Genomic DNA, 18,457 nt, shown 5'->3' on the forward strand with positions numbered 1-18,457 from the left:
ATCCTGATGTCTCGTCGCTGGTCGGGGAGGGATGGGACAGGCTGCGGCGGGACGTCGTGACCCGCCCGGCGCGCCAACGGTCAGGAGACGGTGCGATCCCTGCCCTGTCAAGCGTCTGTCAAGCCCGGCGACCCGCAGATTGCGGATGACGGAAGCTCGATTCGGCGCGCTTGCCAGAGGCACCGGCTCTTCCCATACTTGGCCGATGACCAGGAACCGCGCCCGCTCCAGTTACGACAGCTACGCCGCCCCGCGCGCGGCCACCCGTGTGTGCGACCATCCCGATTGCGTCGCCGCCGGCGAATTCCGTGCGCCGAAAAGCCGCAGCAGCCTCAACGAGTACTGGTGGTTCTGCCTGGAGCATGTCCGGGAGTACAACCGGGCCTGGGACTATTACGCCGGCATGTCCACCGACCAGATCGAGGCGGAGGTGCGGCAGGACACCACCTGGCAGCGGCCGAGCTGGCCGCTCGGCAAATGGGCGACGCAGGAGCGCTTCATCCGCGACCGCGTGGTCAACGGCTTCAGTTTCGAATTCGGCCAGGACACCGGCAAGACGAAGACCGAGGAAAAGGCGCACCGGCGCCACCACGCCCGTACCGAAGAGGAAAAGGCGCTGGCAGTCCTTGAACTGACTCCGCCGGTGGACTTCGCACGGATCAAAGCACGCTATCGGGAGCTTGCGAAAAAGCATCATCCCGATGCCAACGGCGGCGACAAGGCTGCGGAAGAACGCCTGAAAGAAATCAATCAGGCCTACAATACGCTGAAAGCCTGTTATGCTGCCTGAACCCCCGTTGGCGGGCCGGGTCAATCCCGCGGCCGCTGGACAACCGACACTCGCTGGAACGTAAGAAACCACCCATGGCTTCCCAAGGAGCGACCCAGGCCAGCTCGGCCCTGTTCGACCACAAGCCCGACACGACGGTCTCGGTGCGTGAGGTCTTCGGCATCGACAGCGACATGCAGGTGCCGGCCTTCAGCCAGCGCTCGGAGCATGTGCCCGACCTCGACAGCGCCTACCGCTTCGACCGGGACACGACCCTGGCCATCCTCGCCGGCTTCGCCTACAACCGCCGCGTCATGGTCCAGGGCTATCACGGCACCGGCAAGTCGACCCACATCGAGCAGGTCGCGGCCCGGCTGAACTGGCCCTGCATCCGCGTCAACCTGGACAGCCACATCAGCCGCATCGACCTGATGGGCAAGGACGCCATCGTGCTCCGCGACGGCGTGCAGGTCACCGAATACCGCGAGGGCATCCTGCCCTGGGCCCTGCAGCATGCCTGCGCCCTGGTGTTCGACGAATATGACGCCGGCCGCCCCGACGTGATGTTCGTGATCCAGCGCGTGCTGGAGGTGGAAGGCAAGCTGACGCTGCTCGACCAGAACCGCGTCATCCGCCCGCATCCGGCCTTCCGCCTGTTCGCCACCGCGAACACCGTCGGGCTGGGCGACACCACCGGCCTCTATCACGGCACCCAGCAGATCAACCAGGGCCAGATGGACCGCTGGAACATCGTGGCGACGCTGAACTACCTGCCGGTCGACGCCGAGGTGAAGATCGTCCAGGCCAAGGTCGCGTCCTATGACGACGCCAAGGGCCGCGACACGGTGGCGTCGATGGTGCGTCTGGCCGACCTGACCCGCGCCGGCTTCATCAACGGCGACATCTCCACCGTCATGAGCCCGCGCACGGTGATCACCTGGGCCGAGAACGCCAAGATCTTCAGCGACGTCGCCTTCGCCTTCCGCATCACCTTCCTCAACAAGTGCGACGAGGTGGAGCGGCCGACGGTGGCCGAATACTACCAGCGCTGCTTCGGCGTCGAGCTGCCGGAGACGGGGGTCCAGGCGAACCTCGTGTGATCTTGTGCGCTGCGCCCCGCTCCTCGGTGAAGTCGGGGCACAGCACACAAGGATTCACACGGATTTCACGGATTAAAACACGGATTTCACGGATGAAGGTGAGCCTGGGCGCCGATCTCGACCGCTTGACCGAGCGGGTCATCGGCGCCGCCTTTGCGGTTCATGCCGTATTGGGCCATGGGTTTGCCGAACAAGTCTATAAAAAGGCGCTGTTTCGTGAGTTATCCGACGCCGGTTTGACGGTTGCCACGGAAGTACCTTTCAAGGTTCTTTACAAAGGTGATCCCGTCGGCAGCTATTTTGCGGATCTCGTGGTAGAACAGCGGCTGATCGTGGAGTTGAAGGTTTGCGAGGCTTTGATCCAAGCCCACAGCCGCCAAGTCCTGAACTATCTGCGGGCAAGCGGATTGCCGGTTGGGCTTCTGTTCAACTTCGCCGGACCTAGCCTTACGGTCAAGCGAGTGCTGGCACATTAGAAAATCCGTGAAATCCGTGCCCAAATCCGTGAAATCCGTGTCAATCTTGCCCGCAGTTCTCCGACCTTGTCCGAAGCCGGTACCACAACCCGAAGACGCCCCGCGATGACCACCCAGAACGACACCCCCGTCGAAGCCTTCAAGCGGTCCACCACCGCCACGGTGCGCGCCATGTCCCGGCGGGCGGAGGTGCAGGTGGGCTTTTCGTCCGATCCGCCGGGTCTGGCGGGCCAGCGGGTGCGGGTGCCGCTGCCGGCGCGCGACCTGAACCCGGTCGAGGTCGCCAAGCTGCGCGGGGCGGCCGATGCCGTCGCGCTTCGGCTGCGCCATCACGACGCCACGGTGCATGCCCACCGCATGCCGCTGGGCGACACCGCGCGCCAGGCCTACGACGCGATGGAGCAGGCGCGCTGCGAGGCGCTGGGCAGCCGCGACATGGCCGGCGTCGCCCACAATCTGGAAGCGGCGCTGGAGGATCGCTACACCCGCCAGGGCTTCGACCGCTTCGACGACCGCGGACAGGTGCCCTTGTCGGAAGCGCTGCGGATGATGGCGCGCGAGGCGATGACTGGTGCGCCGCCGCCGCCCGCCGCCGCCCATGCCGTCGACCTCTGGCGCCCCTGGATCGAGGAGCGGCTGGGCCGGGACATGAAGGGGCTGGCCAACTACGTCGGCGACCAGGAGGCCTACGCCAAGGCCGTCCGCCGGCTGCTGGCCGACCTCGACATGGAAGTCGGGCAGGAAGCCGACCAGGAGGAGGAGGAGGACCAGCAGACCCAGTCCTCCGAGGACGAGGAATCGCCCCAGCACGGCCAGACCCGCGGCCAGGACGAGGACCAGTCCGACGCCGAATCGATGGCCTCGTCGGAGATGCAGGACTCGTCGGAGGCCGGCGAGAGCGCCGAGGAGGGCGCCGGCGAGGAAGGCGACATGGAGATGGGCGAGGGCGAGGGGGCGGAGGAGCCCGCCGGCCCCGGCCAGCCCTGGCGCAACGACCTCAACCGCCGCAACGAGCCCGATCCCAACGCCTACAAGGCCTTCACCACCCAGTATGACGAGGTGGTGGACGCCGCCGACCTCTGCGACCCGGCCGAGCTGGAACGGTTGCGCCACCTGCTGGACCAGCAGTTGCAGAACCTGCAGGGCGTGATCTCCAAGCTGGCGAACCGGCTGCAGCGGCGGCTGATGGCCAAGCAGCAGCGCTCCTGGAACTTCGACCTGGAGGAGGGCATCCTCGACGCCGCCCGGCTGGCCCGCGTCGTCGCCAACCCGGTCCTGCCGCTCTCCTTCAAGGCGGAGAAGGAGATGGACTTCCGCGACACCGTGGTGTCGCTGCTGATCGACAATTCCGGCTCGATGCGCGGCCGGCCGATCTCCATCGCCGCGATGAGCGCCGACATCCTCGCCCGCACGCTGGAGCGCTGCGCGGTGAAGGTCGAGGTGCTGGGCTTCACCACCCGCGCCTGGAAGGGCGGACAGGCGCGCGAGGCCTGGGTGGCCGGCGGCAAGCCGCCGCATCCCGGCCGGCTGAACGACCTGCGCCACATCGTCTACAAGGCGGCCGACATGCCGTGGCGCCGCGCCCGCAAGAATCTCGGCCTGATGCTGCGCGAAGGCATCCTGAAGGAGAACATCGACGGCGAGGCGCTGCAATGGGCGCACAACCGGCTGCTCGGCCGGCCGGAACAGCGCCGCATCCTGATGGTGATCTCCGACGGCGCCCCGGTCGACGACTCGACCCTGTCGGTGAATGCCGGCAACTATCTGGAACGCCACCTGCGCCAGACCATCGAGCAGATCGAGACCCGCTCGCCCGTCGAGCTGGTGGCGATCGGCATCGGCCACGACGTGACCCGCTATTACCGCCGCGCCGTGACCATCGTCGATGCGGAGCAGCTGGGCGGCACGATGATGAACAAGCTGGCCGAACTGTTCGACGAGGACGACCGCCGCGGCGGCCGTCGCAGCTGGCGCTGAAGTAAGGAAGCGGGCAGGGGCGTTTCCAGTCTTTCCAATGACTTATCTGGAAACGCCGGCCCGCTTCAGGGCGTATCCTTACCTGCGAACACCGGTTTGGCAGTCTCACCCGCCACCGGCGGGAGGGCGGCGGGCGGCGCTGCCGGCGCCACTGCCGCCGCTGCCACTGCCGCCGCCTTCGCCGCGTCCTTCTTCTCCTCCTCCAGCACCAGGCGCCAGAGTTCGGTCATCCCGGTCCGGCCGCGCAGCGACCGGCCGCCCTGGCGGACCAGCGGAACGGCGTCCTTGCCCTTGGCGGCGGTGACGCCGCTGGTCAGGACGATCACCTCGGACTCGCCCTGAAGGGCGGCCGACAGCTCCTCGATCCGGGCGGCGACGTTCACGGTGTCGCCGACGATGGTGTAGTTGATCCGGCTGTCGGAGCCGATGTTGCCAACCACCACCGGGCCGCTGTGCAGCCCGACGCGGACATGGATCGGCGCCCGGCCTTCGGCGACACGGCGGCGGTTGTCGGCGCGGATGGCGTGGTGGATCGCCAGTGCGGCACGCAGCCCGCGGACGGCATGGTCCTCCTGCGCCTCGGGCGCGCCCCAGAAGGCCATCAGCGAATCGCCGATGAACTTGTCCACCGTGCCGCCCTCCGCCTCGATGCAGGCGGCAAGCAGGGTGAAATGCTCGTTCAGCAGGGCGGCGGTATCGGCGGCGGCCATATGCTCGGCCATGCGGGAGAAGCCGCGGATGTCGGTGAACATCACCGTCACCTCGCGCTGCACCGAGTCGAGCCCGCCCTCGGTCTCGCGCTGGCGCATCAGGCGCAGGACCAGCGCCTTCGGCACATAGGTCTCGAACCAGCGCAGGCCGGCGACCATGGCGTTGAAGGCGGTGGCGGCGCGCGCCATCTCGCGCAGGCGGGAGTCGGGCAGGTCGGAGATGGCGCGGAACTCGAAGGCGCGGACGCGGTCGGCGGCCTCGGCCAGCCGCGCCACCTGCCGGCTGATCCGCCGCCCGACCAGCAGCGCCACCCCGACCGACACCAGCAGGATGGCGAGGCCGACGGCGCCGGTGATGTAGAGCCGCCGGACCTCGACATTCAGCTCGCCGTCGCGATAGCCGATGCCGATGATCCAGTCCTGCTGCCCGTATCCCGACATCTTGCGGGTCAGGAAGATGTAGTCGCTGCCGAGAACCTGGACGGCGCGCGCCTCCACCCGCTTCTTCAGCGACTGGACGGGCACGCCGCTGGACCACAGCGCCGCCAGCGCCGGGTCGTCGACCTGATCGGTGCGCGGCAGCGGCGGGCCGTCCAGCTTGCCGGAAAAATCGAAGCTGCGGCCGACCAGCGCCGGATGGGCCAGCACATGGCTCTGGTCATACAGCACGAAGGCGTTCAGCCCCTGCTCCACATACAGCACCGACAGGAAGCGCGACAGGTCGCCCAGCGACACGCCGACCGCCACCTGCCCCAGATAGCGGCCGTCGCGCCGCACCGGCTGGTAGAGGGTGACGAAGCTGTTCTGCGCCTCCTTCAGCCAGCGCGGGTCGGCCCAGGTCGCGGCGCTGCGGTTGGGGCCGTCCAGGATCTCCGGCGGAATGTCGCTGTCGCCCTGCAAGTCGATGGGATCGGCGGCTAGCCCGCCGTTCAGCCGGCCGACGCGGACGCCGGTCAGGTCCGGGCGGACGAAGGCGAGGCCGGTGACGTCCGGGGCGCCGGCCAGCGCGCCACGCAGCGTGTCGATCATCGCCGTGTTGTCGCCGGCGCGCAGGTCGCCGCGCTCGATCAGTCCGGCGACGAAGCGCGCCATCTCGCGCGCAGGGTCGAGCTGGTGGCGGACCCGCACCTCCACCCCGGCCAGCGCCAGATCGGCCTTGTCGTTCAGCAGGGCGAAGGTGTTGGTGCTGGCGCTGACCAGACCCAGCACCAGAACACTGGCGACCGCCGCCAGCATCAGCGAGCCGAACCCCGCCACCAGCACCGCGGCGATGGGCAGCCGCAGGCGCCGGCGCCCGGCGGGCTTCAGGCCGGCTTTTCCCGCAGCCTTCGCCGACGCCTTCGCCGCCGCCTGTCCGGCCGGCTTCACGGCCGTCGCCGGAAGGGGCGGAGCAATCTGGGGGCGCGCTGACGGGGTATCGGACATGCGCGGCAGCCTACCCGCCCATCCGGCCGGCGGCAACCCGCGGGGCTGTATCCTTACGCGGATTTCATGCGGTCATGCTCATGCTTGGGGTTGCCGCTACTCCCCGCTCACTATTGCCCGCCCTATTGCCCGACAATCACCTTCACCCGCTGGCCGGGTTGCAGCGGCGTGCCGGGCGGGAGGTCGTTGATGATCCGGAACAATTCTTCGGCATAGGGCTCCTGCGGCATGCGACGAACGAAGCCGGCGACGCTGTCGCCGGGCTGCACCGCCGTCACCTGCACCCGGCGCGGGCGGTAGCGGGCGGCCTCCTCCGCGGTCATGCGGTGGAAGCTGTTGGCCGCCGCCTGGAAATCGTTATCGAAACGAGCCAGCGATCCGGCGGGCGCCAGGAAGGTGAAGCGGTACATCTTGCCGTCCTGGGCGCGGATCGCCACCAGCCGGATGTCGGCGCTGGTGCCGTCGGTCTCGCCGCGCGTGGTGGCCGTCGCCGCTGCCATGCCGCCGATGGTGAGACGCTGGAGGTTCGACAGCGTCGCGTCCTTGCCCCACACGCCGGTCAGGAAGCCGGCCGGGTCGGACACGCCGGCGGCCGATCCGCCGTCGAAGGCCATGGCGGTGCCGTTCGGTCCCTTGGCGACCACCTGATCGGCGCCGTTCAGCAACGAATAGCCCTGCGGCACGGTGAAGGCGATGCCCAGTTGAGGGTGGGCGAAGGTGCGGCCGCGGACATAGCCGTTCTCCGGGCTGTCGCCATAGATCATGCCGTCGACCGCCGCCAGGTAAGGATCGCGCGGGCGGGCACCGCCCGGCGGGATGGCGCGGGCGAGGTCGGCGGCGAGGCGGACGCGCTCCTCGGTCGCCGGATGGCTGGCGAGGAAGTCGAAGCCGCCCCCGCCCTTGTTGCCGGCGCGCAGGCCGTCATACTGGCTGTCGCGGCGCAGCGTCTCCAGGAAGGTCGCCATGGCGAAGGGATCGTAGCCGGTCCGCCGCAGCGTCTCGACGCCGAGCTGGTCGGCCTCCAGCTCCTGCTCGCGCGAATAGCTGGCGACCATCGCAGTGCCGCCCAGCCCGGCCAGCTGCGCCAGCGTGTCGTTGCCGAACACCAGCCCGACCCCGGCGGCGAGCAGCCCGGCGATGGTCTGTCGGGTCTGGCGCTGCGCCGAGTGGTGGGCGGTGACGTGGCCGATCTCGTGCGACAGCACCCCGGCCACCTCGGCCTCGTCCTTCGCCAGCGCCAGCAGGCCGCGGGTGACATAGACATAGCCGCCGGGCAGGGCGAAGGCGTTGACCACGTCGCTGTCCAGCACGGTGAAGGTCCAGGGCTCGCGCGCCAGCGCCGTGGTGGCGGCGAGCTTGCGGCCGAGCTGGTCGATGTAGCCCTGGAGCTTGGCATCCTTCACCGCGCCGCCGAACTGGGCCAGGATCTTCGGGTGTTCCTGCGCCCCCAGCGCCGCCTCGTCGCCGCCGGAGAGGACATTGTCGAGCAGCCCGGCGCGGGCGGGCGCGGGCGCGACAAGGGCGGGCGCGGCGGCTGCCAGCATCAGGGTGGCCAGTGCGGCGCGGAGGGGTGCGGCGCGGAGGGGCTTGCGGAAGGGGAGATGGGTCGGCATACCGGTCAAAACCCCGCCCGGCGGCGGATGTTCCGCAAGGACGGCCTTCCCGATGCGACGTGTCACGCTTCCGCTTGTGCGCTTGTCGATTCTGCTGCTGGCCGGGCTGCTGGTGACTGGCGCCGCCTGGGCGGACGGGCTGCGGGTCACCGCCGTGCTGGACGGCGACACGCTGGAGCTGGAGGACGGCCGCCGGGTCCGTCTGGCCGGGATCGACGCGGCAAAGCCGCCGCGGAACGCCAATCCCGCCGACGGGCGGGTCTGGCCGCTGGCCGAGGCGGCGACCGCGGCGCTCGCCGATCTGTCGCTGGGCCACCGCGTCAGGCTGCATGGGCCGGCGCCGACCGACCGCCATGGCCGGCTGCTCGCCCATCTGGTGCGGGAAGACGGGCTGTGGCTGCAATCGGCGCTGCTGGTCCGCGGGCTGGCGCGCGTCCACACCCGGCCCGATGCCCGTGCCTATGCGGCGGAGCTGCTGGCCGGCGAGGAGGCCGCGCGCAACGCCGGGCGCGGGCTGTGGCGCAGCCGGGTCTATGCGGTGCGCGACGCCGCCGACGCCGACGGGCTTTCCCGCGACCGCGACAGCTTCCAACTGGTGGAAGGGCTGGTGCTGGCGGTGTCCAAGGGCGGCGGTGAGAGCTGGCTCGATTTCGGCACCGACTGGCGCAGCGACGTCACCGTCCATATCGGCCGCGCCGCGATGCGCGAGGTCACCCGCGCCGGCATCGACCCGCTGTCCTACGAAGGCCGCCGGGTGCGCGTGCGGGGCTGGATCACGCTGCGCAATGGCCCCATGATCGAGATCACCCATCCCGACCAGATCGAGCGGCTGGAGCGGGAGCCGGCCGCCGCCGCCGCGCAGCGTGCCGGCGCCGACGATGACGACCCATGGGATGACGACGAAGGGGAGGAGGATCCGGAATGAGGAAGCCGTCGCTTGGGCCTGTGGCTGGACGCCTGTTTGCCGCTCTGTCTTTGCTGCTCGTCGCCCTGCCGCTGCATCCGGCACTGGCCGGCGGGCCGGCGCTGACCGTCGCCGTCGCCGGAACCGAGCGGGTGTTCGACCGCGACACCCTGCTGGCCCGTCCGGACGCGGTGACCGTCGACATCCCGGCCGACATCTCCTATGGCCGGCCGATGAGCTACCGCGCCGTGCCGCTCGCCAGCCTGCTCGGCACCGCAGATTTTCCGCCCGGCACGGTGCTGGAGGGGGTGGCGTCGGACGGCTTCACCGCGCAGCTGCCGCCGGAGCTGTGCCTGCGCAGCGGTCCCGACGGCGCCGTCGCCTTCCTGGCGGTGGAGCCGGCCGACCGGCCCTGGCCCAACCTGCCAGGAAAGGAGGTCTCCGCCGGTCCCTTCTATCTGGTCTGGGTGCGGCCGGAGGCGTCGGGGGTGCGCAGCGAACAATGGCCCTATCAGCTGGCCCGCATCGTCGCTTCCGACGATCCGCTGCGCCGCTGGCCGCAGCTGGCGGTCGAGCAGGGCCTGCCCGCCGACTCGGCCATCCGCGCAGGACAGGCGGTGTTCATCACCCAGTGCATGGCCTGCCACACCCTGAACGGCGCCGGCAGCGCCACGATGGGGCCGGACCTGAACCGGCCGATGAACCCGACCCAATACCTCACGCCCGCCGGGCTGAAGACGCTGATCCGCGATCCGCGATCCGTCCGGACATGGCCCGGCCAGCAGATGCCGGGTTTCGACACCACAATGCTGAGCGATGCCGATCTGGACCGGGTCGTCGCCTATCTCGGCCATATGGCGGGGCGGAAGGCGCCGTGAGAGGGGGGCTTTCGCCCCCATCCCACCGGCGACACATCCGGCGGGGCGTCACAGGGTCGCGTTGAAATCGTCCAGCAGCGTGGCGATGCGGCCGCTGTCGCTCTGGTCCATGATGACGCGGGCGCGGCGGCCCGCCTCCACAAGGTCGAGCGAGCGGATGCGCTTCTTCACCGCCGGCACCGCCAGCGGCGCCATCGACAGCTCGCGCACGCCCAGCCCCAGCAGCAACGCCGTATAGCGCGGGTCGCCGGCGATCTCGCCGCAGACCGACACCGGGATGCGGGCGCGCAGGGCGGCCTCCACCGTGAACTGGATCAGCCGCAGCACGGCCGGATGCAGCGGGTCGTAGAGGGTGGCGACCTGTTCGTCGGCGCGGTCGATGGCCAGCGTGTACTGGGTCAGGTCGTTGGTGCCGATGGAGAAGAAGTCGGCGGCATAGGCCAGCGCGTCGGCGGCCAGCGCCGCCCCCGGCACCTCCACCATCACGCCCACCGGCGGCAGCGGGTCGGCGATGGCGACGCCGCGGCGGCGCAGCCGGCGGGCGACCTGCCCCATCATCTCGCGCACCTTCTGCACCTCGGTGACCGAAGCGATCATCGGCAGCAGGATGCGCAGCGGTCCGTGGACGCCGGCCCGCAGCATGGCGGCGAGCTGCGTCTCCAGCAGCTTCGGCTCGCGCAGGCCGAGGCGAATGGCCCGCAGGCCCAGCGCCGGGTTGGCCGGCTCGCCATAGCGCCCGGCCATCCAGCCGGCCAGCTTCTCGCCGCCCAGATCCATGGTGCGGGCGGTGACGGTGCGGCCGCCCATCCCCTCGATCATGGTGCGCAGCACGGCGTACTGCTCATCCTCGTCGGGCAGATGGTCGCGGTTCATGAACATGAACTCGGTCCGCAGCAGGCCGATGCCCTGGGCGCCATGCTCCAGCGCGTGGTCGAGATCGCGCGGCAGCTCCAGGTTCGCCATCAGCGTGATGGCGGTGCCGTCGCGGGTGACGGCGGGCAGCTTGCGCAGGCTCTTCAGCCCCTGGCGTTCGCGTTCGCGGGCGGCGCGCCGCTCGCTGTAATCGGCCAGCACATCGGCCGGCGGGTCGATCAGCACGCGGCCCTGCAGGCCGTCGACGACCACCGTCACGCCGTTGCGCACGCCGGCCAGCAGGCCGGGGGCACCCAGTACCGCCGGCAGGCCGAGCGAGCGGGCGAGGATGGCGGTGTGCCCTTCCGCCCCGCCCAGCACCGTGGCGAAGCCGCCGACGACGGTGGGGTCGAGCAGGGCGGTGTCGGCGGGGGTCAGCTCCTCCGCCAGGATGATGCTGCCGGGGGGCAGGCTGCTGAAGGCCCGGTATTCCTGCTTCATCAGGTTGCGGGTCAGCCGCCGCCCGACCTCGCGGATGTCGTCGATGCGGCCGGCGAGATAGGCGTCGTCCATGCCGGCGAAGGTCGCGGCGATGGTGGCGATCTCCGCCTGGATGGCGGCCTCGGCGTTGATCCGGTCCTGCTTGATGCGATGCTCCACCCCGCGGGTCAGGCGCGAGTTGGTGACCATCGACAAATGGGCGTCGAGCAGGAAGCCGATCTCCTCCGACGCCGAGTCGGGCAGGACGAGCGCCTTGCTCTTCAGCTTCTTGATCTGCCGGCGCGCCTTGGTCGCCGCCTCGTTGAATCGGGCGACCTCCGCCTCGACCGCTTGCGGTTCGACGACATATTCGGGGATGGCGACGGCGCCGCTTTCCACCACATGGGCCGGGCCGATGGCGATGCCGGGCGACACGCCCAGGCCGCGCAGGGCGCGCGCCGCAGCGCTGGCCGAAGCGCTCACCGGCTCGGGCGACGGGGTGCCGCCGGAACCGCCGCGGTCGGGGCCGGATACTTGGCCGCCAGTTGGGCCGCCGGGGGGCAGGTCATTCTTCATCGAACTTGCGGTTGATCAGGTCCAGGAGGGCGTCCATCGCGGCATCGGCCTCAGCGCCGCTGGCGCGCAGCTCCACACTGGTGCCGGGACCGGCGGCCAGCATCATCAGCCCCATGATCGACTCGCCGGACACCACGGACTCGCCGCGGCGCACCGAGATCTCGGCATCGAAGGTGGCGACCAGCTTGACGAACTTGGCCGAGGCGCGCGCGTGCAGGCCACGCTGGTTGGTGATGGTGGCGGTGCGGCGGATTTCGCCGTCGGCGGATGCCGTGTCGTCGGGGTGGCTCATCGCGGGCGGTCAGTCCGACAGGAGGGTGGAGGCGACGTTGATGTATTTCTGCCCGGCGTCGCGGGCGGCGATCACCGATTTGTCCAGCGGCTCGGTCTTGCGCACGCTGGCGAGCTTGATCAGCATCGGCAGGTTGACGCCGGCGATCACCTCGACCTTCGCCTTGTCCATGATGGAGATGGCGAGGTTGGACGGCGTGCCGCCGAACATGTCGGTCAGCACCACGACGCCCGACCCGTCGTCGACCTCCGCCACCGAGTTCAGGATGTCCTGGCGGCGCTGTTCCATGTCGTCGTCCGGGCCGATGCACACGGCGCGCACCTGCTGCTGTTCGCCCACCACGTGGAACAGTGCGGCGATGAATTCCTCGGCCAGCCGCCCGTGGGTGACAAGAACCATACCGATCATGGGACATCCTTCAAGGTTGGGTCCTCCCCGGAGACCTGCGCGAGGGCCGCCGCCGCGGGGCGGCAGCGCTCATCGCATCTGGATCGTTGGTTGGACGCATGGTCGTCAAGGCGCAATTTGCATCATCCCTGATGGTTGGCCTGATGGTTGGCCTGATGGCCGCCGGCTTGCTGGCCGCCGGCCGGCTGATTGTTGGCCGGGCTGGCCCCGGCGGTCCGCAAGCCCAGCCGTTCCAGTTCGCGGTGGCTGAGATTGACCCGCAGCCCCTGGTCCTTCAGCCAGGCCGCCAGCCGTTCGGCGATGAAGACCGACCGGTGCTTGCCGCCGGTGCAGCCGATGGCGATGGTCAAATAGCTCTTGCCTTCCTGGTTGTAGCGCGGCAGCAGCGGGCGCAGCAGCTCCGTCAGGTTGCCGAAGAAGGCGGGGAAATCGGGATCGCTCTCCACCCGCGCGGCGACGGCCGGGTTCAGGCCGGTCAGCGGCCGAAGCTCCGGGTCGTAATGCGGGTTGGTCAGGAACCGCACGTCGAAGACCAGATCGGCTTCGCGCGGCAGACCCTGGCGGAAGGAGAAGGAGGTCACGAACACCTGCAAGGCTGCCTGGGCGTCACGCCGGAAATGCCCGGACAGGATGCGCCGCAAATCGTGAATGGACAGTTGCGTCGTGTCGATGGTGACGTCGGCTTCCTCCTTCAGCGGGAACAGCAGGGCGCGTTCGCGCTGGATGCCGTCGGGCACCGTGCGGTCCTCCGCCAGCGGATGGCGGCGGCGCGTCTCGGTGAAGCGGCGCTGCAGCACCTCGTCGCCGCAGTCCAGGAAGACCAGACTGACGTCGAGATCGCCGTCGCGCCGCAGCTCCTCAAGCTCGTCGAGGAAGTTCTGCGCGGAAAAGTCGCGGGTTCGGCTGTCGATCACCAGGGCCAGCGGCCGGCGCTTCGGATCGGCCTGCCGGATCAGGGCCGGCACCAGCGACAGGCGCAGATTGTCCACCGCCTCGTAGCCCAGATCCTCCAGCGCCTTCAGCGCCACCGACATGCCGGCCCCCGACATGCCGGTGACCAGGACGATGCGCCCGCGGGCGGCAGGGGCGGCGGGGTCGGCCGGCGCGTCGGACATCAGGGTGTCGGGAGGTTTCATGATGGGGCCGAAAGGCTGGCGGGCACCCGGTCCAGCCGTCCGCCGCACAGGCTGGCGGCGGCAAGGCGGATCTTCGCGGGGGTGGAGGCATCGAAGGCGTGCAGGCCGAGGCGGGGCAGGGCGACGCCCAGCAGCGTGTCGGTCTCCGCCTCCGGCAGCCGCTCCACCTCGTCACGCTCGAGCAGATCGACGACGAGGCCGACGGGGGACGGCCCGGCCGACGGAACGGGAAGAATGCCGACGCCCCGCACCTCCAGCAGCCCGGCCAGGGCGGGCGGGGGAGAGGCGGTCAGGCGGCCGGAATCGCAATGCAGCGCCACCCGGTCATCCGCGACCAGCAAGGCTCCGCCATCGATCAGTCGCAAGGCCAAATCCGATTTTCCCCGTCCGGACTCCCCACGCAGCAGCACGCCGATGCCGGAGAGCAAGACGCAGGTGCCGTGAATCGTCACCATAGTCTGGCGAAGGTGAGACGTGGCGCCGGTTCTGTCAATGGGAACGGAACGGTGTCCCGCAAGGTCAGGCGGGGAAACCTGTCCGGGATCCCCCATCCGCTTCCAACCGTTCTTTCGGCATGGATAAGGACTGTGCCGACCTCAGGCGCCGGCGGCGCCGCGGGGAGTGCGGCGGATCGCCTCCAGCTCCAGGGCGAGGGCGTCGCGGCGGCGGATCATCTCGTCCAGATCCTCCAGTTCCGCCGCCTCCTGGCAGGCGTCGCGGAAATCCTTCTCCCGCTTCAGCCGAACCAGCAGGACCTTGTAGTTGTCGGCGATGCTGGCGAGGTGGCGCTGCGCGCCCTGGAGCGCTTCGGCGAGCTGGGTCCGTTCCCGCGCGGATTGCCGCATCATCCTTGCCAGTTCGCCCTGCTGCCGGCCGGCATCCCGGATCAGGCGGGCCAGACGGTAGCGGCGCAGGTCGACGACGTCGCCCGGCGCAGCACCCGGGACGGCGCCCGCGGCGGCACCCACGACTGCGGAACGGCGGCCGGCCGCGGACAGGGTATGCACGGAGGAGGATTCGGGCGGAACGCACTCAAGCATGGCAACCCCACATCTTTGTCCCGGGGTATGGCCACCTTCCCGTTGCCGTATGGTGCAGGCACACAACCGGACCGGCATGGTCCGTCCGACCCGGCAGCCGACAAGCGAGAACGACCAAGACCATGATCGATGCTTGGACAGGGCTTGTCTAGCCGAGAGTGGGAAGGAAGCCTGGAATTCCGCAGAGTTTCTCACAGCAAAGGCAGAGTCACCACGAAGTCGGCGCCCTCGATGGTCCCGTCCGATACATGACGATTTTTCGCAAATACAGAACCATTGTGCGCACTGACTATCTGCTTGGCAATCGATAGGCCGAGACCGGAGTGGGTTCCGAACTTCTCGCCCGCCGGACGTTCGGTGTAGAAGCGGTCGAAGATCGCCTCCTCCTTGCCGTCGGGAATGCCCGGCCCCTGGTCCGACACGACCACCTTGACGCTGCGGCCGCTGCGCCTTGCGGTCAGCCGCACCGTGCCGCCGGGCGGCGAAAAGGACAGGGCGTTGTCGATCAGGTTCTGGAACACCTGGGTCAGGCGCCCTTCCAGCCCCGGCACCACCAGCCGCTCGCCGGCCGGCAGGTCGAGCACGAGGCGCGGCGGCCGCGCCCCGCCATCCCCGCCATCGCCATCTCCGGCCGCCACCCGCTCGTCCATGGTTGCGGCAACCGTCTGGCGCAGCTCCGCCAGCATGGTCAGCAGCAGTCCGATGTCCACCGGCTCCGGCTCCGCCCGCGACAGTTCGGCATCCAGGCGCGACGCGTTGGAGATGTCGCTGATCAGCCGGTCCAGCCGCTGCACGTCGTCGGCGATGATCGCCATCAGCCGGTCGCGGTGGCGCGGGTCGCTGACACGCTCCGCCGTCTCCACGGCGCTGCGCAGCGAGGTCAGCGGATTCTTGATCTCGTGGGCGACGTCGGCGGCGAAGCGCTCGATGGCGTCCATCCGCGTCCACAGCGCGTCGGTCATCTCGCGCAGCACGCCGGACAGCTCGCCGATCTCGTCGCCGCGGCGGGTGAGGTCGGGGATTTCGGCATGGCGCCCATGGCTGGTGCGCAGCCGGTCGGCGGCCTGGGCCAGCCGGCGGATCGGCCGGGCGATGGTGCCGGCCAGATAGAAGGACAGCGCGATGGTCACCAGCAGCGCCACGCCGAACACCCGCAGGATGTCGAAGCGGACGGAGCGGATGGCCCGGTCGATCTCGCCGCCGCCGCGGGTCAGCAGCACCGCCCCCAGCACCTCGCGGTAGCGCTGGACCGGAACCGCCACGGTCAGCAGCAGTTCCGGGTCGCCGCCGGCGCCGTCGACGCGCCAGACGGTGGCCGCCGCCTCGCCGGCCAGCGCCCGCTCCACGTCCGGATTGGGCTGGCCCGGCTTCTCGCGGTAGACCGGCAGCCCTTCACGGCTGGGCACCACGTCGATCAGGCGGGTGTAGAGGTCGTTGATCGCCCGGCTGACCGGATCGCCGGACGGCGGGGTCGGCAGCTCGCGGATTTCGATGCGGCCCTGCGATCCAACCAGCACCCGGCTGTCGGACAGCATGTTCCCGTCGATGTCGAAGAGGCGGGTGCGGGTCGATGTCGCCTCCGCCAGCCGGCGGATCATCGGCCGCGCCAGTTCGGGCGCCAGCTCGAAGCGCTCGCCGCTCTCGTCGCCGGTGGGGGAGGGGGCGGTCAGGATGCGGTTCACCGCCCCTTCGCCAAGCGCGGAGGCGAAGATGCGCGCCTCCGTCGCCAGCGCCTCGGTCTCCGCCTGGATCAGCCTGTCCTGGTAGCGGCCGAGATAGAGCAGACCCGCCAGCAGCACCAGCAGCGCCAGCACGTTCACCGCAAGGATGCGCAGGGTCAGCGGCGAGACGCCGCCCAGCCTCCGCCGCTTCCCGCCCCCGGTTCCGCCCCCAGCCCTGCCGAGCGTGGACACCGCGTTATTCCTTGTACCGGTAGCCGACGCCATAGAGCGTTTCGATCTGGGAGAAGTCGGCGTCGACCGCCTTGAACTTCTTGCGCAGCCGCTTGATGTGGCTGTCGATGGTGCGGTCGTCGACATAGACATGCTCGCCATAGGCCGCGTCCATCAGCTGGTCGCGGTTCTTCACATGGCCCGGCCGCTGGGCCAGCGCGCGCACCAGCAGGAACTCGGTCACGGTCAGGTCGATCGGCTGGCCCTTCCAGCTGCAGGCATGGCGGGCGCCGTCCAGCAGCAGCGGGCCGCGGGTGATGATCTGGCCGGGATCGACCTCCGGGCTCTCGCCGCGCAGGGCCTCGCGCCGCAGCAGCGCCCGGATGCGCTCGATCAGCAGGCGCTGCGAGAAGGGCTTCTTGATGTAGTCGTCCGCGCCCATGCGCAGGCCCATCAGCTCGTCCAGCTCGTCGTCCTTGCTGGTCAGGAAGATGACGGGCATCTGGCTGGTCTGGCGCAGGCGTTGCAGCAACTCCATGCCGTCCATGCGCGGCATCTTGATGTCGAGCACGGCGAGGTCGGGCGGGCGCTGGCTCAATCCGCGCAGCGCCTCGGCGCCGTCGGTGTAGGTGCGCACGTCGAAGCCCTCGGCCTCCAGGGCGATGGAGACCGAGGCCAGGATGTTGCGGTCGTCATCCACCAGGGCGACGGTGTGGGCCATGGTCGTAACTGATCCTATCGAAGCGGGGCAGGGACAGTGGGAAGCGGACAGTCGGGAACAGTTTGGCGCGGTCGAACTGCCGGAACCCGGTAATGTTAGCGGAAACATCAGGCATAGGACGAGTGGTCATTCCAATACTTTATGCCAGAGTCCAGGTACCAGCGGCAGTTTTCTCTTTTCCCGCAGCATTTGTATGGGCCAATATGGCGGCAATGCGGCGCCGAACAACGGTGCCGCGCGGGAGAACGCGCTCGTTTTGGAATGAGTTTTTCGAACGCCCTTTCCGCGTCCTCTCCGGCCGGCGCCACTGCGGACGGCCAGGGGGGCGCGACGCCGCCGGGTTCCGACCGGCCCGGCACGGCTCAAGCCAACCCGGCTCCGGCGACCCAGGGTCCGGCGACCATGGCTCCGGCCTTGCGTGCCCGGCGCCTGATGCGCGCCTGCGACCGCGCCGCGCTGGCAACCGTGCAGCGGCCGACCCCGGCCGACGAGGGTGCCGGAGCGATGGCGGATGCCGCCGGCTGGCCCTACCCCTCGCTGGTGCTGGTGGCGTTCGACCATGACGGCAGCCCGCTGCTGCTTCTTTCCACGCTCGCCGACCACACGCGCAACCTGCTGGCCGACGGCCGGGTCGGGCTGCTGTTCGACGGCACCGCCGGGCTGGCGCAGCCGCTGACCGGCGCGCGCCTGTCGGTCCAGGGCCGGGCGGAACGGTCGGACGATCCGGACCACCGCGCGCGCTACCTGCGCCGCCATCCCGACGCCGCCCTCTATGCCGGTTTCGGCGACTTCGCGATCTACCGCGTGGCGGTGGAGCGCGCCCATCTGGTCGCCGGCTTCGGCCGCATCCACTGGCTGTCCGCCGCGGAGCTGGACCTTCCCGCCCCTGCCCCTGCCTTGGCGGCGGATGAGGCGGCGCTGCTCGACCGTCTGAACGGCGAGGGGTACGGCCCCCGGCTGGCGCCCGCCTCCGACGATGGGACGGACGGCTGGAGCGTGACCGGGATCGACCCGGAGGGATGCGACCTGCGACGCGGGGGGTACGTCGCCCGCGTCGATTTTGAGCAGAGAATCCATGACCCCGAATCGGCTAAACTGATGCTGGACACGCTGGTCCGGCCGCCGGACGGGTCGGGACAACCCGGAGGATCGACATCCGGGACACCAACGGCTGGAACCCCACCTGACAGCGGCGGAGGCGCCTGACG

At 69.8% G+C, this 18,457-nt stretch carries 17 protein-coding genes; 7 read left to right on the forward strand and 10 right to left on the reverse strand.

Annotated elements, in window-relative coordinates; translation table 11 throughout:
* Positions 1-145: 145 nt before the first annotated feature.
* From TSH64_RS06055 to cobT, 4 genes are all read left to right on the forward strand, one after another.
* Positions 146-790, forward strand: coding sequence for a J domain-containing protein (locus TSH64_RS06055; RefSeq protein WP_348770320.1), 645 nt, complete (start codon positions 146-148; stop codon positions 788-790).
* A 74-nt stretch (positions 791-864) separates the two neighbouring features.
* A complete protein-coding gene (cobS, locus tag TSH64_RS06060) occupies positions 865-1,869 on the forward strand; it encodes a cobaltochelatase subunit CobS (RefSeq protein WP_109095981.1) in 1,005 nt (334 codons plus the stop codon).
* Positions 1,870-1,961: 92 nt separating this feature from the next.
* Entirely contained in the window at positions 1,962-2,345 is a 384-nt protein-coding gene (locus TSH64_RS06065; protein ID WP_109095982.1) for a GxxExxY protein, read from the forward strand.
* A 105-nt stretch (positions 2,346-2,450) separates the two neighbouring features.
* On the forward strand, positions 2,451-4,322 hold the full coding sequence (cobT, locus tag TSH64_RS06070; protein WP_109095983.1) for a cobaltochelatase subunit CobT: 1,872 nt from the start codon (positions 2,451-2,453) through the stop codon (positions 4,320-4,322).
* Between the two features lie 65 nt (positions 4,323-4,387).
* Here the strand turns inward: cobT and TSH64_RS06075 are convergent, their stop codons facing one another.
* A complete protein-coding gene (locus TSH64_RS06075; RefSeq protein ID WP_247872780.1) occupies positions 4,388-6,400 on the reverse strand; it encodes an adenylate/guanylate cyclase domain-containing protein in 2,013 nt (670 codons plus the stop codon).
* A gap of 179 nt (positions 6,401-6,579) precedes the next feature.
* Positions 6,580-8,070: a M48 family metalloprotease gene (locus TSH64_RS06080; RefSeq protein WP_247872781.1), complete on the reverse strand. Its 1,491-nt coding sequence runs from the start codon at positions 8,068-8,070 to the stop codon at positions 6,580-6,582.
* 52 nt (positions 8,071-8,122) lie between these two features.
* Between TSH64_RS06080 and TSH64_RS06085 the strand changes: the two genes are divergently transcribed.
* A complete protein-coding gene (locus tag TSH64_RS06085; RefSeq protein ID WP_247872782.1) occupies positions 8,123-8,995 on the forward strand; it encodes a thermonuclease family protein in 873 nt (290 codons plus the stop codon).
* Complete coding sequence (locus TSH64_RS06090; protein WP_109095985.1) at positions 8,992-9,852, forward strand: cytochrome c; 861 nt, start codon at positions 8,992-8,994, stop codon at positions 9,850-9,852. The genes TSH64_RS06085 and TSH64_RS06090 overlap by 4 nt, the downstream gene beginning before the upstream one ends.
* A gap of 48 nt (positions 9,853-9,900) precedes the next feature.
* On the opposite strand, the gene ptsP is transcribed toward TSH64_RS06090, so the two are convergent.
* From ptsP to TSH64_RS06130, 8 genes are all read right to left on the reverse strand, one after another.
* A complete protein-coding gene (gene ptsP / locus TSH64_RS06095) occupies positions 9,901-11,760 on the reverse strand; it encodes a phosphoenolpyruvate--protein phosphotransferase (RefSeq protein ID WP_109095986.1) in 1,860 nt (619 codons plus the stop codon).
* Positions 11,750-12,052: an HPr family phosphocarrier protein gene (locus TSH64_RS06100; RefSeq protein WP_109095987.1), complete on the reverse strand. Its 303-nt coding sequence runs from the start codon at positions 12,050-12,052 to the stop codon at positions 11,750-11,752. The genes ptsP and TSH64_RS06100 overlap by 11 nt, the downstream gene beginning before the upstream one ends.
* A 9-nt stretch (positions 12,053-12,061) precedes the next feature.
* Positions 12,062-12,460, reverse strand: a complete 399-nt coding sequence (locus tag TSH64_RS06105) for a PTS sugar transporter subunit IIA (protein ID WP_042690507.1) — start codon at positions 12,458-12,460, stop codon at positions 12,062-12,064.
* Between the two features lie 122 nt (positions 12,461-12,582).
* Positions 12,583-13,575, reverse strand: a complete 993-nt coding sequence (rapZ, locus tag TSH64_RS06110; protein WP_247873352.1) for an RNase adapter RapZ — start codon at positions 13,573-13,575, stop codon at positions 12,583-12,585.
* Positions 13,576-13,592: 17 nt separating this feature from the next.
* Entirely contained in the window at positions 13,593-14,051 is a 459-nt protein-coding gene (locus tag TSH64_RS06115) for an HPr kinase/phosphatase C-terminal domain-containing protein (RefSeq protein WP_109095988.1), read from the reverse strand.
* 141 nt (positions 14,052-14,192) lie between these two features.
* On the reverse strand, positions 14,193-14,603 hold the full coding sequence (locus TSH64_RS06120) for a hypothetical protein (protein ID WP_247872783.1): 411 nt from the start codon (positions 14,601-14,603) through the stop codon (positions 14,193-14,195).
* 224 nt (positions 14,604-14,827) lie between these two features.
* Complete coding sequence (locus TSH64_RS06125; protein WP_109095990.1) at positions 14,828-16,549, reverse strand: stimulus-sensing domain-containing protein; 1,722 nt, start codon at positions 16,547-16,549, stop codon at positions 14,828-14,830.
* Between the two features lie 4 nt (positions 16,550-16,553).
* The gene (locus TSH64_RS06130; RefSeq protein ID WP_109052301.1) at positions 16,554-17,249 is read right to left on the reverse strand and encodes a response regulator transcription factor; all 696 of its coding nucleotides are present in this window, start codon (positions 17,247-17,249) and stop codon (positions 16,554-16,556) included.
* A gap of 261 nt (positions 17,250-17,510) precedes the next feature.
* On the opposite strand from TSH64_RS06130, the gene TSH64_RS06135 reads away from it, so the two are divergent.
* Positions 17,511-18,455 carry a pyridoxamine 5'-phosphate oxidase family protein gene (locus TSH64_RS06135; protein WP_109095991.1) on the forward strand — a complete coding sequence of 315 codons (945 nt, stop codon included), beginning with the start codon at positions 17,511-17,513 and terminating at the stop codon, positions 18,453-18,455.
* Positions 18,456-18,457 lie beyond the last annotated feature (2 nt).

The organism is Azospirillum sp. TSH64 (assembly GCF_003116035.1).
Taxonomy (GTDB): Bacteria; Pseudomonadota; Alphaproteobacteria; order Azospirillales; family Azospirillaceae; genus Azospirillum.

Excerpts from the sequence above, each read along its gene's own strand:
- TSH64_RS06055 (WP_348770320.1), top strand. The coding sequence starts at position 146 with ATGACGGAAGCTCGATTCGGCGCGCTTGCCAGAGGCACCGGCTCTTCC.
- cobS (WP_109095981.1), top strand. The coding sequence starts at position 865 with ATGGCTTCCCAAGGAGCGACCCAGGCCAGCTCGGCCCTGTTCGACCAC.
- TSH64_RS06065 (WP_109095982.1), top strand. The coding sequence starts at position 1,962 with ATGAAGGTGAGCCTGGGCGCCGATCTCGACCGCTTGACCGAGCGGGTC.
- cobT (WP_109095983.1), top strand. The coding sequence starts at position 2,451 with ATGACCACCCAGAACGACACCCCCGTCGAAGCCTTCAAGCGGTCCACC.
- TSH64_RS06080 (WP_247872781.1), bottom strand. The coding sequence starts at position 8,070 with ATGCCGACCCATCTCCCCTTCCGCAAGCCCCTCCGCGCCGCACCCCTC.
- TSH64_RS06085 (WP_247872782.1), top strand. The coding sequence starts at position 8,123 with ATGCGACGTGTCACGCTTCCGCTTGTGCGCTTGTCGATTCTGCTGCTG.
- TSH64_RS06090 (WP_109095985.1), top strand. The coding sequence starts at position 8,992 with ATGAGGAAGCCGTCGCTTGGGCCTGTGGCTGGACGCCTGTTTGCCGCT.
- ptsP (WP_109095986.1), bottom strand. The coding sequence starts at position 11,760 with ATGAAGAATGACCTGCCCCCCGGCGGCCCAACTGGCGGCCAAGTATCC.
- TSH64_RS06100 (WP_109095987.1), bottom strand. The coding sequence starts at position 12,052 with ATGAGCCACCCCGACGACACGGCATCCGCCGACGGCGAAATCCGCCGC.
- TSH64_RS06105 (WP_042690507.1), bottom strand. The coding sequence starts at position 12,460 with ATGATCGGTATGGTTCTTGTCACCCACGGGCGGCTGGCCGAGGAATTC.
- rapZ (WP_247873352.1), bottom strand. The coding sequence starts at position 13,575 with ATGTCCGACGCGCCGGCCGACCCCGCCGCCCCTGCCGCCCGCGGGCGC.
- TSH64_RS06115 (WP_109095988.1), bottom strand. The coding sequence starts at position 14,051 with ATGGTGACGATTCACGGCACCTGCGTCTTGCTCTCCGGCATCGGCGTG.
- TSH64_RS06130 (WP_109052301.1), bottom strand. The coding sequence starts at position 17,249 with ATGGCCCACACCGTCGCCCTGGTGGATGACGACCGCAACATCCTGGCC.
- TSH64_RS06135 (WP_109095991.1), top strand. The coding sequence starts at position 17,511 with ATGAGTTTTTCGAACGCCCTTTCCGCGTCCTCTCCGGCCGGCGCCACT.